The sequence below is a fragment of the Actinokineospora sp. NPDC004072 genome (assembly GCF_053604195.1).
On the sequence record NZ_JBSGHB010000018.1, the window covers coordinates 44,619 to 69,698 of the forward strand.

At 73.0% G+C, this 25,080-nt stretch carries 27 protein-coding genes; 17 read left to right on the forward strand and 10 right to left on the reverse strand.

The window, feature by feature from the left end; translation table 11 throughout:
• The first annotated feature begins 43 nt into the window (after positions 1 to 43).
• Positions 44 to 367 carry a DUF3099 domain-containing protein gene (locus tag ACWEPX_RS25145; protein WP_451899697.1) on the forward strand — a complete coding sequence of 108 codons (324 nt, stop codon included), beginning with the start codon at positions 44 to 46 and terminating at the stop codon, positions 365 to 367.
• Here ACWEPX_RS25145 and ACWEPX_RS25150 read toward each other — a convergent pair.
• The gene (locus tag ACWEPX_RS25150; RefSeq protein WP_451899698.1) at positions 345 to 1,208 is read right to left on the reverse strand and encodes a carbohydrate kinase family protein; all 864 of its coding nucleotides are present in this window, start codon (positions 1,206 to 1,208) and stop codon (positions 345 to 347) included. The two genes, ACWEPX_RS25145 and ACWEPX_RS25150, sit on opposite strands and share 23 nt — an antisense overlap.
• A gap of 88 nt (positions 1,209 to 1,296) precedes the next feature.
• Here ACWEPX_RS25150 and ACWEPX_RS25155 point away from each other — a divergent pair, with 88 nt between their 5' ends.
• From ACWEPX_RS25155 to ACWEPX_RS25165, 3 genes are read left to right on the forward strand one after another with little or no spacing between them, the layout of a single operon-like run.
• Complete coding sequence (locus tag ACWEPX_RS25155) at positions 1,297 to 2,088, forward strand: ABC transporter permease (RefSeq protein ID WP_451899699.1); 792 nt, start codon at positions 1,297 to 1,299, stop codon at positions 2,086 to 2,088.
• The gene (locus tag ACWEPX_RS25160) at positions 2,081 to 2,884 is read left to right on the forward strand and encodes an ABC transporter permease (RefSeq protein ID WP_451899700.1); all 804 of its coding nucleotides are present in this window, start codon (positions 2,081 to 2,083) and stop codon (positions 2,882 to 2,884) included. The genes ACWEPX_RS25155 and ACWEPX_RS25160 overlap by 8 nt, the downstream gene beginning before the upstream one ends.
• Entirely contained in the window at positions 2,881 to 3,831 is a 951-nt protein-coding gene (locus ACWEPX_RS25165) for an ABC transporter ATP-binding protein (protein WP_451899701.1), read from the forward strand. Before ACWEPX_RS25160 ends, ACWEPX_RS25165 begins: the two co-directional genes overlap by 4 nt.
• Here the strand turns inward: ACWEPX_RS25165 and ACWEPX_RS25170 are convergent.
• Positions 3,816 to 4,721, reverse strand: a complete 906-nt coding sequence (locus tag ACWEPX_RS25170; RefSeq protein ID WP_451899702.1) for a pseudouridine-5'-phosphate glycosidase — start codon at positions 4,719 to 4,721, stop codon at positions 3,816 to 3,818. The genes ACWEPX_RS25165 and ACWEPX_RS25170 overlap by 16 nt on opposite strands.
• A gap of 61 nt (positions 4,722 to 4,782) precedes the next feature.
• On the opposite strand from ACWEPX_RS25170, the gene ACWEPX_RS25175 reads away from it, so the two are divergent.
• Entirely contained in the window at positions 4,783 to 5,025 is a 243-nt protein-coding gene (locus ACWEPX_RS25175; protein WP_451899703.1) for a DUF3039 domain-containing protein, read from the forward strand.
• Here ACWEPX_RS25175 and ACWEPX_RS25180 read toward each other — a convergent pair.
• On the reverse strand, positions 5,022 to 6,098 hold the full coding sequence (locus ACWEPX_RS25180; RefSeq protein ID WP_451899704.1) for a YihY/virulence factor BrkB family protein: 1,077 nt from the start codon (positions 6,096 to 6,098) through the stop codon (positions 5,022 to 5,024). The two genes, ACWEPX_RS25175 and ACWEPX_RS25180, sit on opposite strands and share 4 nt — an antisense overlap.
• 168 nt (positions 6,099 to 6,266) lie before the next feature.
• Here ACWEPX_RS25180 and ACWEPX_RS25185 point away from each other — a divergent pair, with 168 nt between their 5' ends.
• From ACWEPX_RS25185 to ACWEPX_RS25205, 5 genes are all read left to right on the forward strand, one after another.
• Positions 6,267 to 7,997: a DEAD/DEAH box helicase gene (locus tag ACWEPX_RS25185; RefSeq protein ID WP_451899705.1), complete on the forward strand. Its 1,731-nt coding sequence runs from the start codon at positions 6,267 to 6,269 to the stop codon at positions 7,995 to 7,997.
• Between the two features lie 460 nt (positions 7,998 to 8,457).
• The gene (locus tag ACWEPX_RS25190; RefSeq protein WP_451899706.1) at positions 8,458 to 9,576 is read left to right on the forward strand and encodes a sugar ABC transporter substrate-binding protein; all 1,119 of its coding nucleotides are present in this window, start codon (positions 8,458 to 8,460) and stop codon (positions 9,574 to 9,576) included.
• A gap of 59 nt (positions 9,577 to 9,635) precedes the next feature.
• Entirely contained in the window at positions 9,636 to 10,409 is a 774-nt protein-coding gene (locus ACWEPX_RS25195) for an ATP-binding cassette domain-containing protein (RefSeq protein WP_451899707.1), read from the forward strand.
• 14 nt (positions 10,410 to 10,423) lie between these two features.
• On the forward strand, positions 10,424 to 11,845 hold the full coding sequence (locus tag ACWEPX_RS25200; RefSeq protein ID WP_451899708.1) for a sugar ABC transporter permease: 1,422 nt from the start codon (positions 10,424 to 10,426) through the stop codon (positions 11,843 to 11,845).
• A 15-nt stretch (positions 11,846 to 11,860) separates the two neighbouring features.
• Positions 11,861 to 13,036, forward strand: a complete 1,176-nt coding sequence (locus ACWEPX_RS25205; protein WP_451899709.1) for an ROK family protein — start codon at positions 11,861 to 11,863, stop codon at positions 13,034 to 13,036.
• Positions 13,037 to 13,203: 167 nt separating this feature from the next.
• Here the strand turns inward: ACWEPX_RS25205 and ACWEPX_RS25210 are convergent, their stop codons facing one another.
• The 4 genes from ACWEPX_RS25210 to ppgK form a co-directional block, all read right to left on the reverse strand.
• The gene (locus ACWEPX_RS25210) at positions 13,204 to 13,383 is read right to left on the reverse strand and encodes a DUF7455 domain-containing protein (protein ID WP_451899710.1); all 180 of its coding nucleotides are present in this window, start codon (positions 13,381 to 13,383) and stop codon (positions 13,204 to 13,206) included.
• 292 nt (positions 13,384 to 13,675) lie between these two features.
• Positions 13,676 to 15,334 carry a hypothetical protein gene (locus tag ACWEPX_RS25215; RefSeq protein WP_451899711.1) on the reverse strand — a complete coding sequence of 553 codons (1,659 nt, stop codon included), beginning with the start codon at positions 15,332 to 15,334 and terminating at the stop codon, positions 13,676 to 13,678.
• A gap of 118 nt (positions 15,335 to 15,452) precedes the next feature.
• The gene (locus ACWEPX_RS25220; protein WP_451899712.1) at positions 15,453 to 16,781 is read right to left on the reverse strand and encodes an RNA polymerase sigma factor; all 1,329 of its coding nucleotides are present in this window, start codon (positions 16,779 to 16,781) and stop codon (positions 15,453 to 15,455) included.
• A gap of 206 nt (positions 16,782 to 16,987) precedes the next feature.
• Positions 16,988 to 17,734 carry a polyphosphate--glucose phosphotransferase gene (ppgK, locus tag ACWEPX_RS25225; protein ID WP_451899713.1) on the reverse strand — a complete coding sequence of 249 codons (747 nt, stop codon included), beginning with the start codon at positions 17,732 to 17,734 and terminating at the stop codon, positions 16,988 to 16,990.
• 83 nt (positions 17,735 to 17,817) lie between these two features.
• Between ppgK and ACWEPX_RS25230 the strand changes: the two genes are divergently transcribed.
• Positions 17,818 to 18,606: an inositol monophosphatase family protein gene (locus ACWEPX_RS25230; RefSeq protein ID WP_451899714.1), complete on the forward strand. Its 789-nt coding sequence runs from the start codon at positions 17,818 to 17,820 to the stop codon at positions 18,604 to 18,606.
• Here the strand turns inward: ACWEPX_RS25230 and cei are convergent.
• Positions 18,603 to 19,292, reverse strand: coding sequence for an envelope integrity protein Cei (cei, locus tag ACWEPX_RS25235; RefSeq protein WP_451899715.1), 690 nt, complete (start codon positions 19,290 to 19,292; stop codon positions 18,603 to 18,605). The two genes, ACWEPX_RS25230 and cei, sit on opposite strands and share 4 nt — an antisense overlap.
• Positions 19,293 to 19,779: 487 nt before the next feature.
• Here cei and ACWEPX_RS25240 point away from each other — a divergent pair, with 487 nt between their 5' ends.
• Entirely contained in the window at positions 19,780 to 20,088 is a 309-nt protein-coding gene (locus ACWEPX_RS25240; protein WP_189213225.1) for a DUF4193 domain-containing protein, read from the forward strand.
• On the opposite strand, the gene ACWEPX_RS25245 is transcribed toward ACWEPX_RS25240, so the two are convergent.
• On the reverse strand, positions 20,064 to 20,570 hold the full coding sequence (locus ACWEPX_RS25245; RefSeq protein ID WP_451899716.1) for a DUF3093 domain-containing protein: 507 nt from the start codon (positions 20,568 to 20,570) through the stop codon (positions 20,064 to 20,066). The two genes, ACWEPX_RS25240 and ACWEPX_RS25245, sit on opposite strands and share 25 nt — an antisense overlap.
• Before the next feature lie 24 nt (positions 20,571 to 20,594).
• Here ACWEPX_RS25245 and dut point away from each other — a divergent pair, with 24 nt between their 5' ends.
• The 3 genes from dut to ACWEPX_RS25260 all read left to right on the forward strand — a co-directional run bounded on the left by dut (position 20,595) and on the right by ACWEPX_RS25260 (position 22,429).
• Positions 20,595 to 21,071: a dUTP diphosphatase gene (gene dut / locus ACWEPX_RS25250; protein WP_451899717.1), complete on the forward strand. Its 477-nt coding sequence runs from the start codon at positions 20,595 to 20,597 to the stop codon at positions 21,069 to 21,071.
• On the forward strand, positions 21,072 to 21,704 hold the full coding sequence (locus tag ACWEPX_RS25255) for a DUF3710 domain-containing protein (RefSeq protein ID WP_451899718.1): 633 nt from the start codon (positions 21,072 to 21,074) through the stop codon (positions 21,702 to 21,704).
• 107 nt (positions 21,705 to 21,811) lie between these two features.
• Positions 21,812 to 22,429 carry a LysE family translocator gene (locus ACWEPX_RS25260; protein ID WP_451899719.1) on the forward strand — a complete coding sequence of 206 codons (618 nt, stop codon included), beginning with the start codon at positions 21,812 to 21,814 and terminating at the stop codon, positions 22,427 to 22,429.
• A gap of 647 nt (positions 22,430 to 23,076) precedes the next feature.
• Here the strand turns inward: ACWEPX_RS25260 and ACWEPX_RS25265 are convergent.
• Positions 23,077 to 23,784 carry an alpha/beta fold hydrolase gene (locus tag ACWEPX_RS25265; RefSeq protein WP_451899720.1) on the reverse strand — a complete coding sequence of 236 codons (708 nt, stop codon included), beginning with the start codon at positions 23,782 to 23,784 and terminating at the stop codon, positions 23,077 to 23,079.
• 96 nt (positions 23,785 to 23,880) lie between these two features.
• On the opposite strand from ACWEPX_RS25265, the gene ACWEPX_RS25270 reads away from it, so the two are divergent.
• Complete coding sequence (locus ACWEPX_RS25270; RefSeq protein ID WP_451899721.1) at positions 23,881 to 24,258, forward strand: OB-fold nucleic acid binding domain-containing protein; 378 nt, start codon at positions 23,881 to 23,883, stop codon at positions 24,256 to 24,258.
• Between the two features lie 14 nt (positions 24,259 to 24,272).
• Entirely contained in the window at positions 24,273 to 24,980 is a 708-nt protein-coding gene (locus tag ACWEPX_RS25275) for a DUF3159 domain-containing protein (protein WP_451899722.1), read from the forward strand.
• Positions 24,981 to 25,080: the final 100 nt, after the last annotated feature.

Below are 25,080 nucleotides of genomic sequence, written 5' to 3' on the forward strand. Positions count from 1 at the left end.
AACTGCCATGCCGGGGTGGCACCATTGATGTGGAGGTGGTGTCGTGAAGACTCCGGACCGGGACGACACCGCGGTACTGATCACCGAGGCCGAGCCCTCGTACGAGGACCAGTTCGCCGCGCGCAAGCGCAAGTACATGGTCATGATGTCCCTGCGCCTGCCCTGCCTGCTGCTCGCAGGCCTGTTCCACCAGACCTGGTGGCTGGCGCTCGGCTTCGTCGCCCTGTCCATCCCGCTGCCGTGGGTGGCCGTGCTGATCGCCAACGACCGCCCGCCCCGCAAGGCGGAGAAGGTCAACCGCTACCAGCGCGAGGCCACGGCGCTGGAAGCGGCGCCGCGGCAGGTCATCGACGGCTCGCCGGGCTGACCGGCTGGGCGCCGACGCGGCCCACCGCCGCGGCGCCCGCCGCCACCCCGGCCGCCAGGGCCGACCGCGGGTCGGCCCCGCTCAGCCATGCCACCAGGACGCCCGCGTCGAAGGCGTCGCCCGCGCCCGTGGAGTCGACGCACTCCACGGTCATCGCGGGCACGCTGACCGTCCCCGAGGCGTCGACCCAGCTCGCGCCGTCGCCGCCCGCCGTCACCGCCACCGCGCCGACGTGCGCCAGCGCGTCCGCGCCCAGCACGGCCATCTCGTCGGCGTTGGGCAGCAGCAGGTCGACCCCGCGCACCCAGCCCAGGAACTCGGCCGGGTCCTCGATCAGGGCCGCGGCCTGCGGGTCCACCGAGGTGGTCAGCCCCGCGGCCTTCGCGGCGGCCAGCGCGTGCAGGCCCGCCGCCCGCGACGAGGCGTCCAGCAGCACGTAGCCGGACAGGTGCAGGTGGTCGGCGTCGGCGAGGGTCTCCGGGGCCAGGTCGGAGGGCTGGAGCCGGGCGTTGGCCCCGCGGTCGGGCACCATCGTCCGCTGCCCGTCCGGGTCGACCAGGACGACCACGCAGCCCGTGGTGGCGGCCGGGTCCTCGGTGAACGCGCAGCGCACGCCCAGCCCGGCCAGCTCCTCCCGCGCCTGCCCGGCGGCCGCGTCCGCGCCCACCCGCGAGACCAGGGTCACCTCGGCGCCCAGGTGGGCCAGCCAGGCGGCGGTGTTCGCCCCCGCGCCGCCCGCGGTCAGCGCGATGCGCCCGCGGGTGTCGTGGCCGTGGCGCACCGCGCCCTCCGGCCGGGCGACGACATCCAGCGCCGTGTCCCCGACGACGACGACCCGCATCTGACTCCTTAGAAATCCGGCTGCGGGGGATCCCGCGATGCGGTAGAAAGCTACTCGATCCCCACCCACGCCCCAGGAGGCTCCTGCTGTGCCGCGCGCGTCGTGGGCCCTGATCACCGCGGGCTTCCGCCGATACGCCACCTACCGCCAGGCGACCTTCGCGGGGGCGTTCACCAACATCGTCTTCGGCTTCCTGCGCTGCTACATCCTGCTCTCGGTGGCCGCGAGCGCGGGCGGGCTGCTGCGCGGCTACGACAGCGCCCAGCTGGTCACCTACGTCTGGCTCGGCCAGGGCATGCTCGCGGTGGTCAACATGTGGGTCCCGCTCGACATCGCCGAGCGGGTGCGCAGCGGCGACATCGTGACCGACCTGTTTCGGCCCATCAATCCACTGTGGACCTACTTGTGGACCGACATCGGCCGGGCCGGGTTCGCCATGCTGACCCGCTTCCTCGTGCCGGTCGCCGCCGGTCTGGTCTTCTTCGAGCTGCACCTGCCGCGCAGCCCGGTCACCTATGCCCTGATCGTCCTGTCCATCCTCGCCGCGGCCGTTGTCGGGTTCGCAGGCCGCTACCTGGTCGGCCTGACCTCCTTCTGGCTGCTGGACAACCGCGGCGCGACCGCGGCCTGGGGCGTGCTGGCCACGGTGGGCAGCGGGCTGTACTTCCCGCTGGCGGTGCTGCCGGAGTGGCTGCGCGTCGGGCTCTGGGTCGGGACCCCGTTCCCGTCGCTGCTGCAGGCGACCGCCGACATCGCCGTCGAGCGCGGCAACCCCCTGCTGATCCTGGCGGGCCAGGTCGGCTGGGCCGCCGCGCTGCTGCTCGCCTGCGGGGCCGTGCAGCGGCGGGCGACCAGGAAGCTGGTGGTGCAGGGTGGCTGACCCGGGGATCTACTGGCGGCTCGTGCTGGCCCAGGTCCGCAGCCAGACGCAGTACCGGATGTCCTTCGCGATCGACCTGGTCGCCAGCACGCTGGTCAGCTCGCTGGACATCGCCACGGTGTTCATCCTGTTCTCCGTCACCGGCGGGCTCGGCGGCTTCGGCGGGCCCGCGGTGCTGCTCATCGCCGGGCTGGCCGCGCTCGCCTTCGCGCTGGCCGACGCGGTGTTCGGCAACGCCGAGCGGCTGCGCGCCCTGGTCCGCACCGGCGAGTTCGACGCGATCCTGCTGCGGCCGCTGTCGGCGCTGGCCCAGATCCTGGCGGGCAACTTCGCGCCCCGGCGGCTCGGCCGGGTGGTGCAGGGCCTGGTCGTCTACGGCCTGGGCCTGGGCGTCGCCGAGATCGACTGGGGCCCCGGCCGGGTCCTGCTCGCCGTCGTCGCGCCGGTGGCCGGGGCGGTGCTGTTCGGCAGCCTGTTCGTCATCGGGGCGACGGTGGCGTTCTGGTGGGTGGAGTCCGGCGAGGTCGCCAACGCCTTCACCTACGGCGGCCGCGACTTCACCTCCTACCCGCTGACCATGTACGGCAGCGGGGCGTTCGGCCGCTTCTTCGCCTTCGGCGCGGGGTTCGCCTTCGTCGCCTACCTGCCCGCGCTCGCGCTGCTGGACGTGCCCGACCCGATGGGCGTGCCGGACTGGCTGCGCTGGTGCTCACCGCTGACCGCCGCGGTCGCCGCCACCGCCGCAGCCGCGGTCTGGCGCGTCGGCGTCCGCCACTACCGGAGCACGGGATCGTGATCATCGAAGCATCGGGGCTGCGCAAGGACTTCACCGTGGCCCGCAAGGTCGGCCGCTTCCGCAGGGAGAAGCACGTGGTGTCCGCTGTGGACGGAGTGGACCTGGCCATCGGGCGCGGGGAGCTGCTGGGCTACATCGGACCCAACGGCGCGGGCAAGTCGACCACGCTCAAGATGCTGACCGGCGTGCTCACCCCCAGCGCGGGCCGGGTGCGGGTGTGCGGGCTGGAGCCGGTCGCCCAGCGCGTGGCCCTGGCCCGGCGCATCGGGGTGGTCTTCGGGCAGCGCTCGCAGCTGTGGTGGGACCTGCCGCTGGCCGAGTCGTTCAGCCTGCTGCGCCACATCTACCAGGTGCCCGCCGCCGACCACGCCGCCCGCCTGCGCCGCTGCGCCGACCTGCTCGGCCTCGACGAGTTCGCCCAGACCCCGGTCCGCCAGCTCTCCCTCGGCCAGCGCATGCGCGGGGAGCTGACCGCGGCCCTGCTGCACGGCCCCGAGGTGCTGTTCCTCGACGAGCCCACCATCGGCCTCGACGTGCTCAGCAAGCAGGCCGTCCGCGAGTTCCTCGCCGACGTCCAGGCCGCCGGGGAGACCACCGTGGTGCTCACCACGCACGACCTGGCCGACATCGAGAAGCTGTGCAAGCGGCTGGTGGTCATCGACCACGGCCGCGTGGTGCACGACGGCAGCCTGGAGGACCTGCACGCCCGGCACGGCTCCCGCCGCGAGGTCGTCGCCGACCTCGACGGGGTGTGGCCGGGCGTGCCGCTGCCCGGCGCGCAGGTCACCGCCGTGGAGAACGACGGGCGCCGGGTCCGGCTGGCCCTCGACGGCGCCGCGGCGGGCGAGGTCGTCGCCGCGCTCGCCCGCGCGGTGCCGCTGCGCGACCTGTCGGTGCAGGAGCCCGGGATCGAGGACGTGATCGCCCGGCTCTACCGCCGGGACTGAGCCACGGCCACCTCGGCGGCCAGCCGGGTGTTGTCCGCCACCAGCTCGATGTTCGCCGTCAGGCTGACGCCCTCGCTGGCCGAGTGGAAGTGCTCCAGCAGCACCGGCGTCACGTCCTTGCCGCGCACGCCGCGCTCGCGCAGCAGCGCCATGCCGTCGGTCAGCAGCCGGTGGTGCAGGTCGCTGTCCATCTCGAACTCGGCGGGCACCGGGTTGACCAGCAGCACGCCGCTGCCGCCCAGCTCCCGGTGCGCGGCGGTGACGGCGGCCACCTCATCGGGGGTCTCCACCCGCCAAGGCACGCTGAAGGCGGACTCGCGCCGGTAGAAGGCCGGGAAGCGGTCGGTGCGGTAGCCCAGCACGGGCACCGAGCGGGTCTCCAGCACCTCGACGGTCGCCGCGATGTCCAGCACGGACTTGACCCCGGAGCAGACCACGACCACCGGCGTGGAGGCCAGCACGTCGAGGTCGGCCGAGACGTCCCAGCCCTGCTCGCCCGGCATGGACAGGTGGACCCCGCCCAGCCCGCCGGTGGCGAACACGCCGATCCCGGCCCGGTGGGCCAGCGCCGCGGTGCTCGCCACCGTGGTCGCGCCGTCGCGGCCCAGGGCGAAGGCCGGGCCGAGGTCGCGCAGGGACAGCTTCAGCAGGTCGCCCTCGCACACCCGGGCCAGCTGCTCGGCCGACAGGCCGATGCGGGCGGCGCCGTCGAGGACCGCGATGGTGGCCGGGACCGCGCCCGCCGCCCGCACGATCTCCTCGAGGCGGACACCCACCTCGTGGTTGCGGCCCGCGGGCAGGCCGTGGGCCAGCAGGGTGCTCTCCAGGGCGACCACGGGTGTGCCGTCGGCCAGCGCGGCGGCGACCTCGGCGGAAAGTTCGATGCTCACGACGAGTCATCATCGGTGATGGGCGCGGCTGCCCGCACCCCGGGTGAGGCATCATGGAGGGGTGAGCGCACCCACCCAGACCCTCCCCGAGGTCGACACCCGTCCGGAGGGCACCGACACCACCGGCGACGACACGCCGAAGATGTTCCACTACGTCCGCAAGGACAAGGTCGTGGAGAGCGCGGTCATGGGGACCATGGTCGTGGCGCTCTGCGGTGAGGTCTTCCCGGTGACGAAGTCGCCCAAGCCCGGCTCGCCGGTCTGCCCGGAGTGCAAGAAGATCTACGAGCGGATGAAGCCCTAGGGCTGGGCAGGGCGCCGCCCGCGGTCCGGTTCGGCGGGCTCGGGGTCCGGCTCGCCCGGCTCGTCCGGGGGCCCGGCGCCGTTGGCCGCTGGCTCGCCGCCGGGCCGCCACGCCCGCCGCGACTCCTCGGCCCGCCTGCGCTCGTTGGCCCGCTCCATCTCCAGCCGCCGCCACCTGCGGCGCTGGCGCTTGGTCATCTTCGCGGGCCACATGTCCTGGATGGCGGCGTTGAAGTAGGCGCCGAGGGTGATCGCCAGGCCGATGAAGAAGGCGAAGAGCAGGAACGCGATCGGGGTGGCCAGCGCGCCGTAGGTGTAGCCGGTGGTGGTGATCCAGCCGATGTAGAGGCGCAGGCCGATGCTGGAGGCCAGGAACACCACCATCGCCAGCGCCGCCCCCGGCAGGAGGCGGTGCCAGGGCAGCTTGCGCGGCAGCGCGAGCTTGTAGAGCGTGGCCAGCGCCAGCACCAGGATCACCCCGATCGCCGGGTAGTAGGCGATGGCCAGCCACCCCGCGATCGTCGGCCGCCAGGACGCGGGGAAGAGGTTGGGCAGGATGTCCGGGCCCAGCGCCAGCACCGGCAGGCCGATGATCAGCAGCAGCAGGCTCGCCATGTACAGCAGCAGGGAGAACACCCGCTGCCACACGTCGCCGCGCACCCCGTACTGCCCGTGGGCCACGGTGATCGCGTCGACGAACGACGACATCGCCGACGAGCCCGCCCACAGCGAGATGAGGAAGCCGACGGAGACGATCTCGCCGCGCCCGACGTTGAGGATGTCGGAGACGGTCGGCTGGATGATCTGGGTCACGACGCTCTCGCTGAAGGCCGTCCGCGAGATGCCGATGATGTCGGCCTCGACCGCCCTGGTCACGTCCTGGCCCAGCCAGTCGGCGACGAATCCGAGCATGCCCAGCAGCCCGAGCAGCAGCGGCGGCAGCGACAGGACCTGCCAGAACGCCGCCTCGGCCGCCTCGGAGAACAGGTTGCCGCTCCACGCCTTGGACAGCGTGTGCCGCACGAGGCCGCGCCGTCGCGCGACCTTCGCTGGGGTGGCTGCCTGGGTGCTCATTCCGGTGACAAGCATGTCCCATCGGCGGCCGTTCGGCCCGACTACCGCGCAAACTCCGGTCCGCGTGTCCGCGCGGGCCCGGGTACTCTCTGGGGTGCCCTCGTCGGACTCCGCTGAGGGCGTTGTCGTGTCCGGGGGGTTCTGGGCACTACCGGGAGAGGGAGCGGCGTGACCCAGGCGGAAGCGGAACCGGACACCACGGCGGCCCCGGCCGCCCGTCCGCTGCGCGACTGGCAGCGGCGCGCGCTGACCAAGTACCTCACCCGCAAGCCCAAGGACTTCCTCGCCGTGGCGACCCCCGGCGCGGGCAAGACCGTCTTCGGCCTGCGGATCGCCGCCGAGCTGCTGGCCGACCGCACGGTCGAGCGGGTCGTGATCGTGGCCCCGACCGAGCACCTCAAGCACCAGTGGGCGCAGTCGGCGGCCGCGGCGGGCATCCCGATCGACTCGAACTTCACCAACGCGATGGGCGCGACCTCCCGCGACTTCCGCGGCGTCGCGGTGACCTACGCCCAGGTGGCCGCCCACCCGTCGCTGCACCGGGTGCGGACCGAGCAGTTCAAGACGCTGGTGATCCTCGACGAGATCCACCACGGCGGCGACGCCAAGAGCTGGGGCGAGGCGGTCCGCGAGGCGTTCACCCCGGCCGTGCGGCGGCTGGCCCTGACCGGCACGCCCTTCCGCAGCGACGACTCCCCGATCCCGTTCGTGGAGTACGAGCCCGACGGCGCGGGCTTCATGCGCAGCCGCGCCGACCACACCTACGGCTACGCCGACGCGCTGCGCGACGGCGTCGTGCGCCCGGTGATCTTCCTGGCCTACTCCGGCGAGGCGTCCTGGCGCACCAGCGCGGGCGAGGAGTTCACCGCCCGCCTCGGCGAGCCGATGACGGCCGAGCAGACCGCCCGCGCCTGGCGCACCGCGCTGGACCCCGCGGGGGAGTGGATCCCGTCGGTGCTCGGCGCGGCCGACGTGCGGCTGACCCAGGTCCGGCAGAACGTGCCGGACGCCGGCGGCCTGGTGATCGCCTCGGACCAGGAGTCGGCGCGCGCCTACGCCAAGATCCTCGGCTCGATCACCGGCGAGGACCCGACCCTGGTGCTCTCCGACGACCCGAAGGCCTCCGGCCGCATCGCCGAGTTCGCCGCGTCGACCTCGCGGTGGCTGGTCGCGGTCCGGATGGTGTCCGAGGGCGTGGACGTGCCCCGGCTGTCGGTCGGGGTGTACGCCACCTCGGCGTCGACCCCGCTGTTCTTCGCCCAGGCCATCGGCCGCTACGTGCGGGCGCGCAGGCCGGGGGAGACGGCCAGCGTGTTCCTGCCCTCGGTGCCGGTGCTGCTGGACCTGGCCAGCCAGCTGGAGGCCGAGCGCGACCACGTGCTGGGCAAGCCGCACCGGGAGAACGAGGGCTGGGACGACGGCCTGCTGGCCGACGCGAACCGGACCAAGGACGAGCTGGGCGAGGAAGAGAAGGCGTTCACCGCCCTGGGCGCCTCCGCCGAACTGGACCAGGTGATCTACGACGGCTCCTCGTTCGGCACGGCGGCCTTCGCGGGCTCGGCCGAGGAGCAGGAGTTCCTGGGCCTGCCGGGCCTGCTGGAGCCCGACCAGGTGCGGGCCCTGCTGCGCAAGCGCCAGGAGGAGCAGCTCGCCGCGCGCACCGCCGCGCCGAAGGCCCCGGCCGCGCCCCCGCCGCCCCCGCGCCCGCAGAGCACCGCCGAACGCCTCGCCGCCCTCCGCAAGGAGCTGAACGCCCTGGTCGGCATGACCCACCACCGCACGGGCAAGTCCCACGGCGCCATCCACAACGAGCTGCGCCGCGTCTGCGGCGGCCCGCCGACCGCGATGGCGACGGTGGAGCAGCTGGAGGAGCGCATCGCCACCCTCCGGTCGTGGTGACCGGGCGGGGCGCCTCCCGCCCGCGCGTCTAGGCGGCATCGACCGCGACCACCGCGGCGGCAACCACCCCTGCAACTCCCGCGGCTACCGCCCGTGCGACCACCGCGGTTCGGCGGGACGAACCGCCCCTGCGGCACCTCCCGCGGCGGCTCGCGCGACAACTGCGGCTCCCGGGACGAACCCGCGGCGGCAACTCCCGTGCCTACGGCGGTCAGCGAGAAGACCGTTCCCCGCCTCCACCCCTGCTTGCTGTCCGTAGCCAATCGCGGGGTGATCCGCTACAGATGGTCTTGGACTATCGAGACCGTTGCCAAACCGTGTCTCGGCCCGGCCGTCTGAATCGAGTCAGTGCCGTATGCCGCACCCGTCCCGGCGGCATATGTTGTGCCGCACAACATTTCACCCGACGGCCGCCCGGGCCCGGTGGCCGCACGCGGGGACCAGTGTGGAAGGGACAGCGATGCGCAGCAAGACTCTGGCGCTGGTGGCGGCGGGACTTTCCCTCGCCCTGACGGGGTGCGGGGCCAACCAGGCGCCCACCACCGACCCCGGGCAGACGCAGGCCCAGACCCCGGCGGGGGAGGGCGTGAAGGTCGGGGTGATCCTCCCGGAGACCGCGTCGTCGGCGCGCTGGGAGGGCTTCGACAAGCCCATGATCGAGGCCGCGATGGCCGCCGAGGGCCTCGACGCCGACGTGCAGAACGCCCAGGGCGACGTGCAGAAGTTCACCACCCTCGCCGACAGCATGATCAGCCAGGGGGTGAAGGTCCTGGTCATCGCCTCGATCAACAGCGAGGTCGGCTCGGCGGTCGCCAAGAAGGCCCAGGCGCGCGGCATCCCGACCATCGACTACGACCGGCTCAACCTCGGCGGCTCGTCGGACTACTACGTCTCCTTCGACAACGTGAAGGTCGGCGAGCTGCAGGGCCGCGGCCTCGCCGACGCGCTGGCCGACAAGAAGGGCGCCGAGGTCATCATGATCGAGGGCGCGCCCACCGACAACAACGCCACCCTGTTCGCCAAGGGCCAGAAGAACGTCCTGCAGCCGCTCTACGACTCCGGCGCCCTCAAGCTCGTCCGCGAGCAGGCCATCGACGGCTGGGACAACCAGAAGGGCGGGGTCACCTTCGAGCAGATCCTCACCGCCAACGGCGGCAAGGTCGACGGCGTGGTCGCGGCCAACGACGGGCTCGCGGGCGCGGTCATCAACGTGCTGCGCAAGAACGGCCTCAACGGCAAGGTGCCGGTGACCGGCCAGGACGCCACCGCCGACGGCCTCATGGCCATCCTGCGCGGCGACCAGCACATGACGGTCTTCAAGCCGATCAAGCTGGAGGCCGAGCACACCGCCAAGCTCGCCGCCGCCCTGGCCAAGGGCGACAAGGCCGCCGCCGACGCCATCGCCACCCAGAGCAGCGACGACCCGGTGGGCAAGCGCGCGGTCAAGTCGGTGCTGCTCGATCCCATCCTGATCACCAAGGAGAACGTCAAGCAGGTCGTCGACGAGGGCTACGTCCCGGCGGCCGACATCTGCGGCGGCGACCTCGCCGCGGTCTGCGCCGAGCTCGGCATCAGCTAGTCCGTCCGCGCCGTCCCCGGCCGCGCGGCCGGGGACGGCCCCCCTGGGAGATCCGGGCCATGAGCGAACCCATCCTTGAGATCACCGGGCTCAACAAGAGCTTCGGGCCAGTCCACGTGCTGCACGACGTGGACTTCACCGTCCGCGCAGGCGAGGTCACCGCGCTCGTCGGCGACAACGGCGCAGGCAAGTCCACTTTGGTCAAGTGCATCGCGGGCATCCACGCCGCCGACAGCGGCCAGGTCCGCTTCGACGGGCGACCCGTGCAGATCCACGGCCCGCGCGAGGCCGCCCAGCTCGGCATCGAGGTCGTCTACCAGGACCTCGCGCTGGCCGACAACCTCGACATCGTGCAGAACATGTTCCTCGGCCGCGAGCGCGGCGGGGCGTGGCTGCTCGACGAGGCCGACATGGAGCGCGCCGCGCGCGAGACGCTGGCCTCGCTGTCGGTGCGCACCGTCAAGTCCGTGCGCACGCCCGTCTCCGCGCTCTCCGGCGGGCAGCGCCAGACCGTCGCCATCGCCAAGGCCGTCCTCTGGGACAGCAAGGTCGTGCTGCTCGACGAGCCGACCGCGGCGCTGGGCGTCGCGCAGACCCGCCAGGTGCTCGACCTGGTGCGCAGGCTGGCCGAGCAGGGCCTCGGCGTGGTCCTGATCAGCCACAACATGGCCGACGTCTTCGCCGTTGCCGACCGCATCGCCACCCTCTACCTCGGCCGCATGGTCGCCGAGGTGCCGACCCGGGACGTCACCCACGCCCAGGTCGTCGAGCTGATCACCGCGGGCCGATCGGGGGAGCTGGGCCTGGCCCGCCCCGAGGCCGCGACCGTCTGAAGCCGGAGCAACCCATGACCGACACCCCCGTCGCCGCCAAGAAGGACGGCGCGATCTCCGACTTCGGCATCGACACCACCAGGCAGTCCACCGGGGAGGCGGTGCGCGACTACGCGGCGCGGCTGCGCGGCGGCGACCTCGGCTCGCTGCCCGCCGTCCTCGGCTTGGTCGCCCTGGTGCTGATGTTCGCGCTGCTGTCGGACTACTTCCTCACCCTGGACAACGTCGCCAACCTGCTCGCCCAGGGCGCGGGCAAGATGATCATCGCCATGGGGCTGGTCTTCGTCCTGCTCCTCGGCGAGATCGACCTGTCGGCGGGCACCGCGTCCGGCGTGTGCGCCGCGGTGATGGCCATGCACTACGTCCGCTCGGGCAACCTGCTCGGCGGCATGGGCGAGATGGTCTTCGCCATCTTCGTCGGCGGCCTGCTCGTCGCCATCGCCCTGGCCGTGCTCATGCGGATCTGGGCGGGCGCGGCGTTCGCCGCCGTCGCCGCGGTCATCGCCGCGGTCGGCGCGCCGCCGAACCCGTGGGTCGAGATGCTGCTGGCCCTGTCCGTCGGCGCGGCCATCGGCGTGATCACCGGCTTCCTGGTGTCCAAGATCGGCATGCCGTCGTTCGTGGTGACCCTGGCGCTGTTCATCACCTGGCAGGGCGTGATCCTGCAGTTCATCGGCGAGGGCGGGGTGTTCGGCATCGGCACCCAGCCGACGCTGTTCGCCGTGGCCAACGGCAACCTGCCGGTGTGGGGGAGCTGGCTGCTGCTCGCCGTCGCCGCGGGCGGGTACGCCGCGGTGGTGCTCGGCGAGCACTTCCTGCGGTCCAGCCGCGGCCTGGTGACCCCGCCGACGCCGGTCGTCGCGGCGAAGGTCGGCGCGGTCGCGGTGATCGGCGCGGCCGCGACCTGGGCGCTGTGCCTCAACCGCTCGCCCAACCCGACGGTCGTCATCGAGGGCGTGCCGTACGTGGTGCCGATCGTGCTCGCGCTGCTGGTCGTCGGCACCTACGTGCTCAACCGCACCCGCTACGGCCGCCACATCTACGCCGTGGGCGGCAACGCCGAGGCCGCCCGCCGCGCGGGCATCAATGTGAGCAAGATCCGGGCCAGCGTCTTCGTGGTCGCCTCGTCGGCGGCGGCCGTGGGTGCGATCGTGTACTCGTCCAAGGTCGGCTCGGTCGACCCGCAGGCGGGCGGGCTGAACACGCTGCTCTTCGCGGTCGGCGCGGCGGTCATCGGCGGCACGTCGCTGTTCGGCGGGCGCGGCAAGGTCTTCCACGCCGTGGTCGGCGGGCTGGTGCTGGCCACTGTGGAGAATGGGCTCGGCCTGCTGGAGCAGCCCGCCGCGGTGGTGAACATCGTGACGGGCCTCGTACTGTTGCTCGCGGCGACCGTGGACGCGCTGTCCCGCAGGCGGGCCGCGGTGGCGAGCAGGTAGCCGGAGGAGAACGACGTGACCAGCACACCGACGGCGGGCGCGCGACCCGACGAGGTGCGCAGGCACAACCGCACGGCGCTGCTGCGCCGCCTGCACATCGGGGGCCCGACCACCCGCGCGGCCCTGGCCACCGAGCTGGGTCTCAACCGCAGCACCATCAAGGCGCTGGTCGACGGGCTGGCCGAGAGCGGGGTGGTGGCCGAGCGGGTCCCCCGGGCCCGCTCCGGCGCGGGCAGGCCGTCGCTGCTGGTGCTGCCGCAGCCGCTGGCCGCGGTGGTGCTGGCCGTCGACATCCGGGTCGAGCAGGTGGCGATGGCCCTGGTCGGCCTGGGCGGGGAGATGCTGGGCCGCGACAGCTGGAACCTGCGCGGCAAGGCCCGCGAGCCCGACGAGGTGATCACGCACGTCATCGAGTCGGTCCGGGTGCTGGCCGACGAGCTGGACGTGCGCACGATCGCCGCGGGCGTCTCCGTCCCCGGCGTCGTGCGCCGCTCCGACGGCTTCGTCCACGAGGCCCCCAACCTGCACTGGACGGGCGTGCCGCTGGGCGAGCGCCTGACCGCCGCGCTCGGCGTGCCGGTGCGCGTCGGCAACGACGCCGAGATCGCCGCCCTGGCCGAGCACCTGCGCGGGGTGGCCCGCGGCTCGCTGGACGCGGTCTACGTCTCGGCCGACATCGGCGTCGGCGGCGGCGTGATCTCCGGCGGCTCGACCCTCAGCGGCACCGCGGGCTACGTCGGCGAGCTGGGCCACATGGTGGTCAACCCGACCGGTCGGCCCTGCTACTGCGGCAGCCGCGGCTGCTGGGAGACCGAAGTCGGCGAACTGGCCCTCTGCCGGGCGCTGGGCCTGGCGGAGGGCTCCCCGCGCGGCGCGGTGGTGGCCGCCCTGCGCTCCCTGTCAGCCGCGCCCGACGAAGCCGAGCGCACACTCGCCGACTTCGGCGAATGGCTGGTGCTGGGGCTGGTCAACGTGGTCAACGCCTTCAGCCCGGAACTGGTGGTCCTGGGCGACCTGTTCACATCCCTGCCGCCACCGCTGGTCCAGCGGGTCGGCGCGGAAGTCGGCAAACGCAGCCTCGTCAGCCGCGCGATCGGCGGCACCCGCATCCTCGCCTCCACCCTGGGCACGGACTGCAAGCTGATCGGCGCCGCCGAACTGGCCTTCGAGCCCGTGCTCGGCGCGGTCTAGCCGGCGGGGGTCAGCCAAGTCGGGCGGTGCAGCCTGGGAAGTCGGATGCTCGCGGCGGCTGGGGGCTGATCAGGGGGAGATCAGCGGGGTCGGGCAGGCTGGCGGACACAGGACGGGCGGCGGCCCCGGTTGGGGACGCCGCCCGTGCGGTGGACGTCAGGAGATTTTCAGCCCTCGAGCTGAGCCGACAGCTCACGCAGGCGGTCGGAGTGAGCGCGCGCGTGGTGGTTGCAGAACAGCAGCTCGCCCCCGGAGGGGAGAACGGCGCGAACCTTCGCGGCCGCGCCGCAGCGGTCGCAGCGGTCGGCAGCGGTCAGCTCGGGGCGGGTGAGCGTCTGTGTCGTCATGGGAGTTCTCCCTCCGTCCCGGCACCAGGTGGCTCCGGTGCCCTTAGGCGCGTCCGCGGTTGCCGCCGCGGTCGCGCTTCCTACTCTTACAGACGCGCGGCCGAATGGCAGTGTTCCCATTGCCTGGACATGACCGAGTCACGGTTGCTTAACGCACTCCCGAACACCCGAAGATGCCCAGGTCCAGGCGAAACTACGCACCGCAACCAAGATCTGCGCAATGCCGCGTCAGCCGCTGTTCACCAACGGCGAACGGTGGCGCAAAGCACAGATTCACTCGGATGTCGGCTTGCTATTCCCGGCTCGTGGAACCAATCCGCTTGAGCGCGGTCACCAGCGGTGCCGCAACGGTTACCGCGCCGAATCCCCACACCGCCGCGGTCACCAGATCCCAGGCGCTTCCCCACACCGCGCCGACGTACAGCGCGGACAGCCCGCCCCACAAGGCGACCAGCGCGACGACCACCGCGACGGCGCTGTCCCGCACGGCCATCCGGTCGGTCCCGCGCGCCACCGCGGCCATGAACCGCTTGGCCCGGTCGAGCATGCCGCTGCCGACCCCGACGCCGAGCACGGCCACCTCCTGGCCGCGGTCGGCGTCGTCGGCCAGCTCGGCGTCCGGGCGCAGCCGGTCGACCAGCGCGACGACCTCGGCCAGCACCCCGCGCAGCTCGGCCACCTCGGCGGGCCGGGTCAGCCGGGCCACCCGGGCGCGCAGCTCCCGGTACCGCAGGTGCGCCGCGTCGACGTGCTCGCGCCCGATCGCGGGGTCGGGGTCGCAGATCACCGCCCACAGCGCGTCCAGCTCGGTGGCGACGTCGACGAGCGGCTGGGCGTGCTCGGCGTCGGTGATGTGCTCGACGAGCTCGGCGGGAGCCAGGTCGAGTGGCGGCGCGGTGAGCTCGTCCAGCCGGTCCAGCACGCCCGGCGCCCGCCGCTCCAGCAGCGGCCGGTTGGCGGCCAGCGTCGCCAGGCCCGCGGTGTAGCCGGGGTGGCGGGCGGTGATCTGCCCGAGCTGGGCGATCTCGGCGTCGATCGCGGCCAGCTCGCCCGCGGCGAACCCGTCCGGCCAGGGCAGCCAGAACAGCAGGCTCCTGCGCAGCCTGCCGCCGGGGTGGATCGCCGCGAGCCGGGCGTCGAGGTCGGCCTTGGCCGCGGTGATCACCCGGTCGGCGACCCCGCCCGCGGGCGCGGTGATCCGGGCGACCTCGGCGCGGCGCTGGCGCAGCGGCCTGCGGTCGGCGATCCAGGTCTGCGCGCCGAGCGCGGCGACGGTCCCGGCGAGCAGCAGCGCGACGGCCAGCAGGACCGGGGCCGACCGCTTGACGGTGACCGCGACCTCCGACCCGCCGACGTCGAGCGTGCCCTGGTACTCGCCGGCGCCCAGCGACGCCCCCGCGGCGCGCACGTCGGTCATGGCGAGGGTGTAGGCGTCGCCGGTGCAGGTCGCCGTCAGCGTGGCGGTGTCGTCGCCGGAGACGAGCGTCGTGCTGGCCGTGGCCCCGGCGGCGCAGGTCGCCGGGATCCGCCCCGGCAGGGAGTCGTCGCCGAACCCCGTCCAGCGGGTCCAGTCCGCCGACCACGCCGCCACCGCGGTGCGGGCCCCGCCGACGGTGATCGCCCGCCGGATGACCGAGGACTCCGTCCGCACGACCAGCCAGCCCTCGCCGTCCGCCCCGGACGAGGTGAGGACCACCCGGATGGACCCCGCTGCCGGGATCACCTGCGCCGCCTGCACCTCCACGGGCACGACGGCCTGCGCGTCCGACAGCGCCGCGGCCTCCACGGTCACGGGCACGTCGGCCACGCCGTTGTTCACGACCTCGACCTCGACCGGCTCGGCCGAGACGCGGACCGGATCGTCGCCGACGATCGCCACGGGCGGACCCTGCGCCGCCGCGGGCGCGCCGACCAGGAACAGGACCGCGGCGATGACGACCACGCGCCTCATGGTGACCTCCCGGCACATCAACTGGACAATCGCGTGGGGAAGTCACGGCGCTACGGCTTGCGGGCAAAGCGAAAGGCCGCCCACCGGGGTGGACGGCCCTTCCGTGATCGCGGAGCGCTTATTCGAGGTAGTCGCGCAGCACCTGGGAGCGCGACGGGTGGCGCAGCTTGGACATGGTCTTGGACTCGATCTGGCGGATCCGCTCCCGGGTCACGCCGTAGACCTGGCCGATCTCGTCCAGCGTGCGGGGCTGGCCGTCGGTCAGGCCGAAGCGCAGCCGCACCACGCCCGCCTCGCGCTCGGACAGCGTGGCCAGCACCGACTGGAGCTGGTCCTGCAGCAGGGTGAAGGAGACCGCGTCGACCGCGACGACGGCCTCGGAGTCCTCGATGAAGTCGCCGAGCTGGCTGTCGCCCTCGTCGCCGATGGTCTGGTCGAGCGAGATGGGCTCCCGGGCGTACTGCTGGATCTCCAGCACCTTCTCCGGGGTGATGTCCATTTCCTTGGCCAGCTCCTCCGGGGTGGGCTCGCGCCCGAGGTCCTGGAGCAGCTCGCGCTGGATGCGGCCGAGCTTGTTGATGACCTCGACCATGTGCACCGGGATGCGGATGGTGCGGGCCTGGTCGGCCATCGCGCGGGTGATCGCCTGCCGGATCCACCAGGTCGCGTAGGTGGAGAACTTGTAGCCCTTGGTGTAGTCGAACTTCTCCACCGCGCGGATCAGACCCAGGTTGCCCTCCTGGATCAGGTCGAGGAAGGCCATGCCGCGGCCGGTGTAGCGCTTGGCCAGCGACACGACCAGCCGGAGGTTGGCCTCCAGCAGGTGGTTCTTGGCGCGCTCGCCGTCGCGGATGATCCACCGCAGGTCGCGGCGCAGCTGCGGCTGCAGCTTCTCGTTCTCGTCCTCGGCCTTGCGCACGCGCTCGGCGGCGTAGAGCCCGGCCTCGATGCGCTTGGCCAGCTCCACCTCCTCCTCGGCGTTGAGCAGCGCGACCTTGCCGATCTGCTTGAGGTAGGCGCGGACGGAGTCGGCCGAGGCGGTGAGCTCGGCGTCCTTGCGGGCCTGCCGCAGCGCCTCGGACTCCTCCTCGTCCCAGACGAAGTCCCCGTCCTTCTCCTTGTCGTCGTCCTTGACCTCGACGGCGTCGACGGTCTCGTCGACCGGGTCGACCTCCACCTCCTCGAGGTCGGAGAGGTCGGGGTTGTCCAGGTCCTCCGGCTCCTCGCCATCGGGCCCGTCGACGGCCTTCTTCGGGCTCGCCTTCGCGCCCGCCTTGGCGGCGGCGGGGGCCTTCTTGGTCGCCCGGGGCTTGGCGGCCTTCTTCGCCGTCGTCTTGGTCCCAGCGGCGTCCTGCAGCTCCTCGTCCGAAGCCGGTGCGCCCTTGGTCGTCTTGGCGGTGCTCGCCGACGCCGTGGAGCGTCGGGTTGCGGTTCGTGCGGCTGCCACGTACGCCCTTTCAGAACGGTCGATCACAGCAGCTCCCACGCCGAGATGCCTGATCAAGCGTGGTCACTGCCGGAGTTCGGGGAGAGCCCTGCGGGAGGGCCGTGTTCCATTGTAGCGACGCCGCCGGTGCCCGAGGGAGCTGGCGACCATCACGACCCGGCCGTGACCGGGACAGGACCGCGCTCCTGCCCCGGTCACGGGCCGTCTCAGCCGGACTCGGCGGCCGCCGCGGCGGCCCCGACGATGCCCGCGGTGTTGCGCAGCTCGGCGGCGACGACCTTGGTCCGCACGTCCAGCAGCGGCACCCACTTGTCCGCCTTCTTGCTGACCCCGCCGCCGACGATGATCAGGTCCGGCCAGATCAGGTTCTCCAGCGCGCAGATGTAGCGCGAGACCCGGGGCGCCCACTGCTCCCAGGTCAGCTCCTCCTCGTCCTTGACCGAGGCCGCCGCCCTGGTCTCGGCGTCGTGGCCGTCGACCTCCAGGTGGCCGAACTCGGTGTTGGGCACGAGCTTGCCGTCGCGGAACAGCGCGCTGCCGATGCCGGTGCCGAAGGTCAGCAGCACGACCACCCCGCTCTGGTCGCCCGGCCAGCCGTAGCGGATCTCGGCCATGCCCGCGGCGTCGGCGTCGTTGAGCACGACCACCTCGTGCGGCTGGCGGTCGAGGCGCTTGGCCAGCAGCGCGGCGGCGTCGGTGCCGATCCAGGACTTGTCGATGTTGGCCGCGGTGTGCGCCACCCCGCGCTTGACCACGGCGGGCAGCGTCACCCCGACCGGCCCGTCCCAGCCGAACCCGGTGACGATCTCGGCGACCACGTCGGCCACGGCGTCCGGGGTCGACGGCTGCGGGGTGTCGATCCGGTGCCGGTCCCCGACGAGCCTGCCCGCCGCGAGGTCAACGACGCCGCCCTTGATGCCGGAGCCGCCGACATCCACTCCGAAGCCGCGCATCGGCGCTGGTCCTTTCTAATCGATTCAGAACCACTTGCCCGCAGAGGTTAGCCGCTGGGACCCGGCTGTGGTCCGATAGCGGGGTGGGTAACACCGAACAGGAACTCGCCGACATCGCGCTGACCGTCGCCCGGGAGGCGGCGGAGCTGGCCGCCGCCGTCCGGGCCGACGCGGTGCGGGACGTGGCGACCAAATCCACCGCGACCGACGTCGTCACCGCGGGCGACACCGCGGCCGAGGCGCTCATCCGCTCCCGGCTCGGCGAGCTGCGCCCGGGGGACGCGGTCTTCGGCGAGGAGACCGGCGGGACGCCCGGCGCGGGGGTCACCTGGGTCGTCGACCCCATCGACGGCACCGTCAACTACCTGTACGGCCACCCCACGCACTGCGTCTCCGTCGCCGCGCAGATCGATGGGGAGTCCGTCGCCGGGGCCGTGGTCGAGCCGGTCAGCGGCCGGTGCTGGACCGCGGCGCGCGGGCACGGCGCCTGGCTCGACGGCGCCGCGCTGCACGTCTCGCAGCCGGAGTCGCTCGACCTCACCTTGCTGGCCACCGGGTTCCCGTACGCGCGCGAGCGCCGCATCCGGCACGGCGCGGTCGTCGCGGAGCTGCTGGGCGTGGTCCGCGACATCCGCAGGGGCGGCTCAGCCGCCCTCGACCTGTGCGCCGTCGCCGCGGGATGGGTCGACGCCTACGTCGAGGGCGGGCTGTCGCCGTGGGACTGGGCCGCGGGCGCGCTCATCGCCCGCGAGGCGGGCGCGGTCGTGCTCCTGCCCGGCGAGCACGAGCTCGGGGCGGACGTGGTCTTCGTGGCCGCGCCCGCCATCGCCGAGCCCCTGCGCGCGGCCTGCGCCGCCGCCGGGATGGGCTAGCAGCGCACGTCGCGCGCGGCCATCATCAGGTCGCCCGCGATGCGCGGGGCCGCGGCCTCGCCCTGCAGGCCGCCCTGGCCGCCGCTGCTCGACGACTGGGCGAGCAGGTCGAGCACCTCCCGGCCCTCCGGCCGCGGGTCGACGTGGCCGAAGCGCTGGCCGACGGCGAGGTCGACCGTGGCGTCCTTGCGGCCGTCGCGGACCAGCTCGGCGCACGGCACCAGCAGGCTCAGCGTGCGGGCCGCGGCGACGCCCTTCTGCCCGAAGCGGATCTGCCCGTGGCAGGCCAGCGACCCCTCCGGGTAGAGCATGTCGTTCTTCGGCGGAGCCAGCTTGGCGAAGCCCAGCTCGCTCAACGACTCCGACACCGCGGTCGCCTGGCGGTTCTGCCCGCTGGCGTTGAGCACGCGGATGAGAGCCGTGCGCGCAGGCGCAGGAGTCACGTCGTCCAGAGCGCTGTGCGGCAGCACCTCGCCCAGCGGCTCGGTCAGCCCCGCCAGCGCCTCGGCGGGCAGCGGCGACGCCGGGCAGGTCCGCGCGTCGGCGCGTTCGGCGCCCGCGTCCTCCAGCACCTGGATCCACACCACACCGGCCGCGATCGCCAGCACCGCCAGGAAGATCAGGGCGGGAACCGGGCGCCGCTTCCGGTAGCGAGGAGCCGCCTGCACCCTTCTCACCCCGTCCATGCGCACCACCCCCGATTGGCACCGCGATCAGTCGTGATCGCTGCTGCTCAGCCTATTGGTTACCAAGATCGTCGGGCCAACCGGCCGCCCCGGTGCAACCCTCCTGTGACAATCGGCCGTTGACACGGCCCCGTCATCGCCGGGAGCGATTGTCCGATGGCGTACAGTGACCCTCCGATCGCGATCGCACCACGCGGGCGAGGCGGCGGCAACACCCTCCCACCCGGGCGGGTGGTGTCCGGGTGCCACCGGGCCGCCACCGCCAAACCCGCTGTTGCTAATCCGATGCATGTGCCCGAGGGGGATGGGCTACCCTCTGCGCGCTCTGTCGTCTCCACCGGCACGCCGAATCGATCCCGAAAGATCGGACCGACCGGGGACGGGCGGGCGAGACGCCCGTCACGCGATGGGCGGGCACAAACCGGGGCGCTGGAACGTTCTCCAGCGGCACCACTTACATCCTGAAGGACCGCAGGGGTGAAGGAAGATGGCGACCGACTACGACGCACCACGCCGCAGCGAGGCCGATGACCTCGCCGAGGACTCCCTCGAGGAGCTCAAGGCGCGGCGGAACGAGACGCAATCCGGCGTCGTCGATGTGGACGAGTCGGACACCGCGGAGAGCTACGAGCTGCCCGGGGCTGACCTCTCGGCACTGTCCGGCGAGGACCTGACCGTCCGGGTCGTGCCGAAGCAGGCCGACGAGTTCACCTGCTCCAAGTGCTTCCTCGTGCACCACCGCAGCAGGCTCGCCGAGGAGAACAACGGGCTCTACGTCTGCCGCGACTGCGTGTGAGCCGTGCGCGCCGGGTCAGCCCCGAGCGCGGCGACCACGTGCTCGGGGTGACGGGTGCTGAAGAGCCAGTACGGGGTCGGGTCGGCCGGGTCGTCGACCCGGACCCGCACCAGCGGACCGACCCAACCCTTGTGCAGGACGTAGGCGGCCGGGTCCAGGTTCGGGCCCAGGGCCGCCCGCTTGCGTTCGCGGGGGAACACCTCGACCTCGCCGACGAACTCCAGCGGCAGCCGGGCCTCGCCCACCCGCAGCTCGCCGTCCTCGACCGCCACCCGCGCGCGGCCCGCGCCCCACACGGCCAGCGCGGCCAGGGGGATCAGCACGACGTAGGGCAGCCACGCGCGCACGCCCGGGTAGCCCATGTGCACCTCGGCGGACAGCAGGGCCGCGGCAACCAGCGGCAGCGGCCACCAGTACCAGGTGACGTGCAGGCGCTCGGCGTAGCCGGTGCCCCGGGTGGCGGTGCGCGATCGGTCGTTCACGGCTCCAGGGTAGTCTCGCCGCTCGTGCCCAGCGTCGAGGTCCTGCTCACCCGGCTCGATCCGGGGGTCCCGCTGCCCGCGTACGCCCGGCCCGGGGACGCGGGCGCCGACCTGGTGACCACGTCCGACGTGGTCATCGGCCCGGGGGAGCGGGCGCTGGTGGGCACGGGCGTGGCGATCGCGCTGCCCGAGGGGTACGCGGGGTTCGTGCACCCGCGCTCGGGCCTGGCCGCGCGGACCGGGCTCAGCGTGGTCAACACCCCGGGCACGATCGATTCCGGCTACCGCGGCGAGATCAAGGTGTGCCTGGTCAACCACGACCCGCGCGAGCCGATCTCGCTCCGACGGGGTGACCGGATCGCGCAACTGGTTGTGCAGCGCGTGGAGCACGCGGTATTCCGGGAGGTGCCCGCGCTGACCGAGACCGAGCGCGGCGCGGGTGGCTACGGCTCGACCGGGGGGCACGAGGTGCTCACCGGTCGGCAGGGGACGGAGGAGTAAGTGGCACTGTTCGGGCGCAAGCGCCGCAAGGACGTCGAGGAGGAGACGCCGGTCGTCGAGGAGGTCGAGACCCCGGTCGAGATCGCCGACCTGACCGACGGCCCCTACGACGCCGACGACGCCCCCGACGACGACATGCCCCGGCTGGACCTGGGCGCGGTCCGCTTCCCCGTGCCCGACGGCGCGCAGCTCCAGGTGGAGATGGACCCGTCGGGCGCGGTGCGCGCGGTGCACGTGCTGACCCAGATCGGCCAGCTCACCATCACCGCCTACGCCGCCCCCCGCTCCGGCGGGCTGTGGCGCGAGGTCTGCGGCGAACTGGCCGACCAGCTCCGCAACGACGGCGCGCAGGTCCACAGCACGGTCGGCGACTGGGGCCAGGAGCTGGCCGCGACGATGGGCGAGGCCGCTCTGCGGTTCGTCGGCGTCGACGGCCCCCGGTGGATGCTGCGCGGCGTCGTCGCCGGTCCGCCGCAGATGGCCGACCACAGCGCCAAGGCCCTGCGCGAGCTGCTGCGGCGCACGGTGGTGGTCCGCGGCACCCAGCCGATGCCGGTCCGCACCCCCCTGCCCCTGGAACTGCCCGAGGCGATCGCCCAGCACATCGCGCAGGCGCAGGAGCAGCAGGCCTGAGTTTGTCCACAGGCCGCGGCGGGGCCCTTCCCGCCCGGCCGCGTGCCTCGTTAACCTCGACGGTGATGCGGAAATCCGGTTCCGCTTGAGCGTTTGGGGGGATTGAGGTGCCTACCGCCAACGAGTGGTTGCTGTTCCTGGGCGCGTCCGCGCTCTTCGCCGTGCTGCCCGGCCCGGGCGTCCTGTACGTCCTGGCCCGCAGCCTCGGCGGCGGCCGGGCGGTCGGGATGCGCTCGGTCCTGGGCAACGGCCTGGGCGCGCTGATGCACGTCGCCGCCGCGGCCGTCGGCCTGTCGGCCCTGCTGGCCGCCTCCGCCCCCGCCTTCACGGTCGTGAAGTACCTGGGCGCGGCCTACCTGATCTACCTCGGCATCCGAGCCCTCCGCGGTTCCGACACCCCCACCCCCGACACCCCCGCCCCCAGCCGCTCCGTCGTGGTGCAGGGCTTCCTGAGCGAGATCCTCAACCCCAAGACAGCCCTGTTCTTCCTCGCGTTCCTCCCACACTTCGTCCACCCGGAGACGGCCCCAGCCCCCTTGGTCTTCTTGTTACTCGGCACCATCGCAGTAGCCATGGCCGTCGCCGTCGACATCCTCGTCGCCCTGGGCGCAGCCGCGATCAGCGCCAAACTAGCCACCACCCCCCGCTGGCACCTCTGGCAACGCCTAACCACCGGCCTAACCATGATCGGCCTAGGCGGAGCCTTGGCAGCCGCCGACCGCTAACCCCACCCCGCCCACCGCCACACCCACCAGCACCACCAGCCCACCTCCCACCGCACCCACCCCTCACGACCGATCCACCTCCCGTCCAGCACCCCCACCTACCTCCGTCCAGCACCCCCACCTGCTATCCGCCATCAACAACCCACCTACCTGCCATCCACCGCCCCGCCTCCCGCCCGGCACCGCCCCACCGGTCACCAACCGCCCCGCCTCCCGGCTGCCACCGCCCTGCCGTGCGCGGCCCCGCCTGCCGCCGTCCCGCCTCTCGGCTTGGCTCGCCTGCCCCCGCCTGCCACCGTTTCGCCACCGCTGCACCTGCCGTCGTCACGCCTCCCGACTCAACCCACCCTGCCTGCCAGTGCCTGGCTGCCTGCCTCTCTCCCGCCACAGCCCTCCTCCCGCCTGCCACCGCCCGCTTACCTCCCACCCGCCCCGGCTGTGCCACCGTCTCGCAGGCTGCGATCGGCCACCTGCCGCCCCGCCTGCCTTCCTCTCGCCTCCGGGCTGCCATGGCCCCGGCCTTCGCCTCCACCGCCTTACCGCCCACCTCCCGGCCGTCACCGCCCTGCGCTCCCCATCTGTGCCCCGGTTCAGGGCTGCTGGGGCGCGCAGGCCGTCACCTCTCCACCGAGGTGGTCACCAGAGCCCTACATCGCCAGGGCGCGTTGGAGGCTTTGGACGGTGGCGTGGCCCAAGGCGGACAGGTCGGTCTGCATGGTGGATAAGGGGACTGTGGTCAGGGCGGCGCGGGGGAGGGCGGTGGTCCAGGCGTGGGCGGTGGGTTCGGGGTGGATGGGGTCGTCGGTGAAGCAGGCGATGCCGGTGGGGATCGGGAGGGTGGATAGGGCGGGGAGGGTGGGGGCGGGGTGGGCGGCTGCTGCCTCCAGGGAGGCGGCCAGGGCGTCGCCGTAGCGGGGCCAGGTGCGGGTGAGTTCGGCGGCCAGCCAGTCGGGGGTCCCCTGGATGGCGGAGGCCAGTGCCGCTGCGGTGCCCCGGGCGCGGATGTCGGCGGCGCTGTGGCGGGCCGCGGCGGCGGCCGGGGCGCCGTCGGGGGAGCCCGTCCAGGCGGGCAGAGCCAGCAGCAGGGCGGTGCAGCGGTCGGGGTTGCGCAGGGCCCACGCGGCGGCGAGGTGGGCGCCGAAGGAGATGCCGCCCGCGATCACCGGACCGGCGGCCGCGGCCGCATCCAGGCAGGTCAGATAGGCTTCGGCGAGTCCGGGGCCGGGCACGGGCGCGGGGGTCAGCAGGCGGGCTCCGAGCGCGGACACCGGTGCCTGGAACACCGCCCGGACGAACACCTCGTCGGATCCGGTCCCCGGCAGCAGCACGGCGGTCGGCGGCTGGATCACACTCATGCCCTTTTCCTTGTGGCCCTGGTACCCCACATGGTTACGCTGATTGTGCACGGGTCGTGCAGTCGGGGCCGACCCCTCCACAGAAGTGGACCAGCCATGGGCATGAAGGGGGACGGGGCGTGGCACCGCCTCGTCAAACGGCTCACCACCGATGTGGCCGAGCTGGATGCCGACGACCTCTCCACCCAGTCGGCCGCCCAGGGCGCCCGGCGGGCCTGTGACTGCGCCTCCGGCGACGAGGTCACCCTCTGCGGCCGCCTGCGCAGCGTCGAGCTGTCCCCGCGCGACGCGGTGGCCACGCTGGAGGCCGAGCTGTTCGACGGCACCGACGGCGTCACCCTGGTCTGGCTCGGCAGGCGGCGCATCCCCGGCATCGAGCCCGGCAGGACCGTGAAGGCTCGGGGTAGGATCGCAGTCCGCGACGGTCGCAAGGTGCTCTACAACCCGTACTACGAACTGCTGGCCACTACCTGATCCGCGAAGGGCCCATGACAACTCCCGCCCCCGACGACGATCAGAAGGACACCGAGGAGCGGCAGGAGACGCTGCTCGAGCAGATGGGCGGCATCAGCGGCCTGATCTACTCCAGCGTCCCGGTCATCGTGTTCGTGCTGGCCAACGCCTTCTTCGGGCTCAACCCCGCCATCTGGTCCGCGCTCGGCGTCGCCGCGCTCATCACCCTCTTCCGGGTGATCCGCAAGGAGCCGCTGCAGCCCGCCGTCTCCGGGTTCTTCGGCGTCGGCATCGCCGTCTTCATCGCCCACCAGACCGGCGACGCCAAGGGCTTCTTCCTCTTCGGCATCTGGACCGCCCTGCTCTACGGCGGCATCTTCCTGCTGTCGGTGCTGGTGCGCCGCCCGCTGGTCGGGGTCATCTGGTCGCTGCTCAACGGCCTCGGGCAGGGCTGGCGCTCCGACCCGGCCTCCCGGCGCGCCTACGACCTGGCCACGCTGACCTTCGTCGCGGTGTTCGCCGCGCGGTTCGTCGTGCAGAAGTGGCTCTACGACGAGAACCTCACCGGCTGGCTGGCCTTCGCCAAGCTCGCGATGGGCTACCCGCTGTTCGCCGTCGCCCTGGCCGTGACCGTGTGGGCCGTCCGCAAGGCCACCGTGCGCCAGAAGGAGCTGGAGGCGGCGCAGGAGAGCGACGCCGAGGTCGAGGCCCGGCTGCGGGCCAAGTACGCCGACCCGGCCTGAGAGTTCCCCTCCACATTCCTTAGCGGTCCCTTCACGCCCGTAGACTTACGGTTACGTAACCGTAGGAATCGTCCCGGGGGGAGACGTGCTACCCGAAAGG

Coding starts and splice junctions, on each gene's coding strand:
- ACWEPX_RS25275 (WP_451899722.1), top strand. CDS start 24,273: ATGACAACTCCCGCCCCCGACGACGATCAGAAGGACACCGAGGAGCGG.
- ACWEPX_RS25270 (WP_451899721.1), top strand. CDS start 23,881: ATGGGCATGAAGGGGGACGGGGCGTGGCACCGCCTCGTCAAACGGCTC.
- ACWEPX_RS25215 (WP_451899711.1), bottom strand. CDS start 15,334: ATGAGGCGCGTGGTCGTCATCGCCGCGGTCCTGTTCCTGGTCGGCGCG.
- ACWEPX_RS25190 (WP_451899706.1), top strand. CDS start 8,458: ATGCGCAGCAAGACTCTGGCGCTGGTGGCGGCGGGACTTTCCCTCGCC.
- ACWEPX_RS25195 (WP_451899707.1), top strand. CDS start 9,636: ATGAGCGAACCCATCCTTGAGATCACCGGGCTCAACAAGAGCTTCGGG.
- ACWEPX_RS25210 (WP_451899710.1), bottom strand. CDS start 13,383: ATGACGACACAGACGCTCACCCGCCCCGAGCTGACCGCTGCCGACCGC.
- ppgK (WP_451899713.1), bottom strand. CDS start 17,734: ATGCGCGGCTTCGGAGTGGATGTCGGCGGCTCCGGCATCAAGGGCGGC.
- ACWEPX_RS25265 (WP_451899720.1), bottom strand. CDS start 23,784: ATGAGTGTGATCCAGCCGCCGACCGCCGTGCTGCTGCCGGGGACCGGA.
- ACWEPX_RS25200 (WP_451899708.1), top strand. CDS start 10,424: ATGACCGACACCCCCGTCGCCGCCAAGAAGGACGGCGCGATCTCCGAC.
- cei (WP_451899715.1), bottom strand. CDS start 19,292: ATGGACGGGGTGAGAAGGGTGCAGGCGGCTCCTCGCTACCGGAAGCGG.
- ACWEPX_RS25150 (WP_451899698.1), bottom strand. CDS start 1,208: ATGCGGGTCGTCGTCGTCGGGGACACGGCGCTGGATGTCGTCGCCCGG.
- ACWEPX_RS25240 (WP_189213225.1), top strand. CDS start 19,780: ATGGCGACCGACTACGACGCACCACGCCGCAGCGAGGCCGATGACCTC.
- ACWEPX_RS25180 (WP_451899704.1), bottom strand. CDS start 6,098: ATGAGCACCCAGGCAGCCACCCCAGCGAAGGTCGCGCGACGGCGCGGC.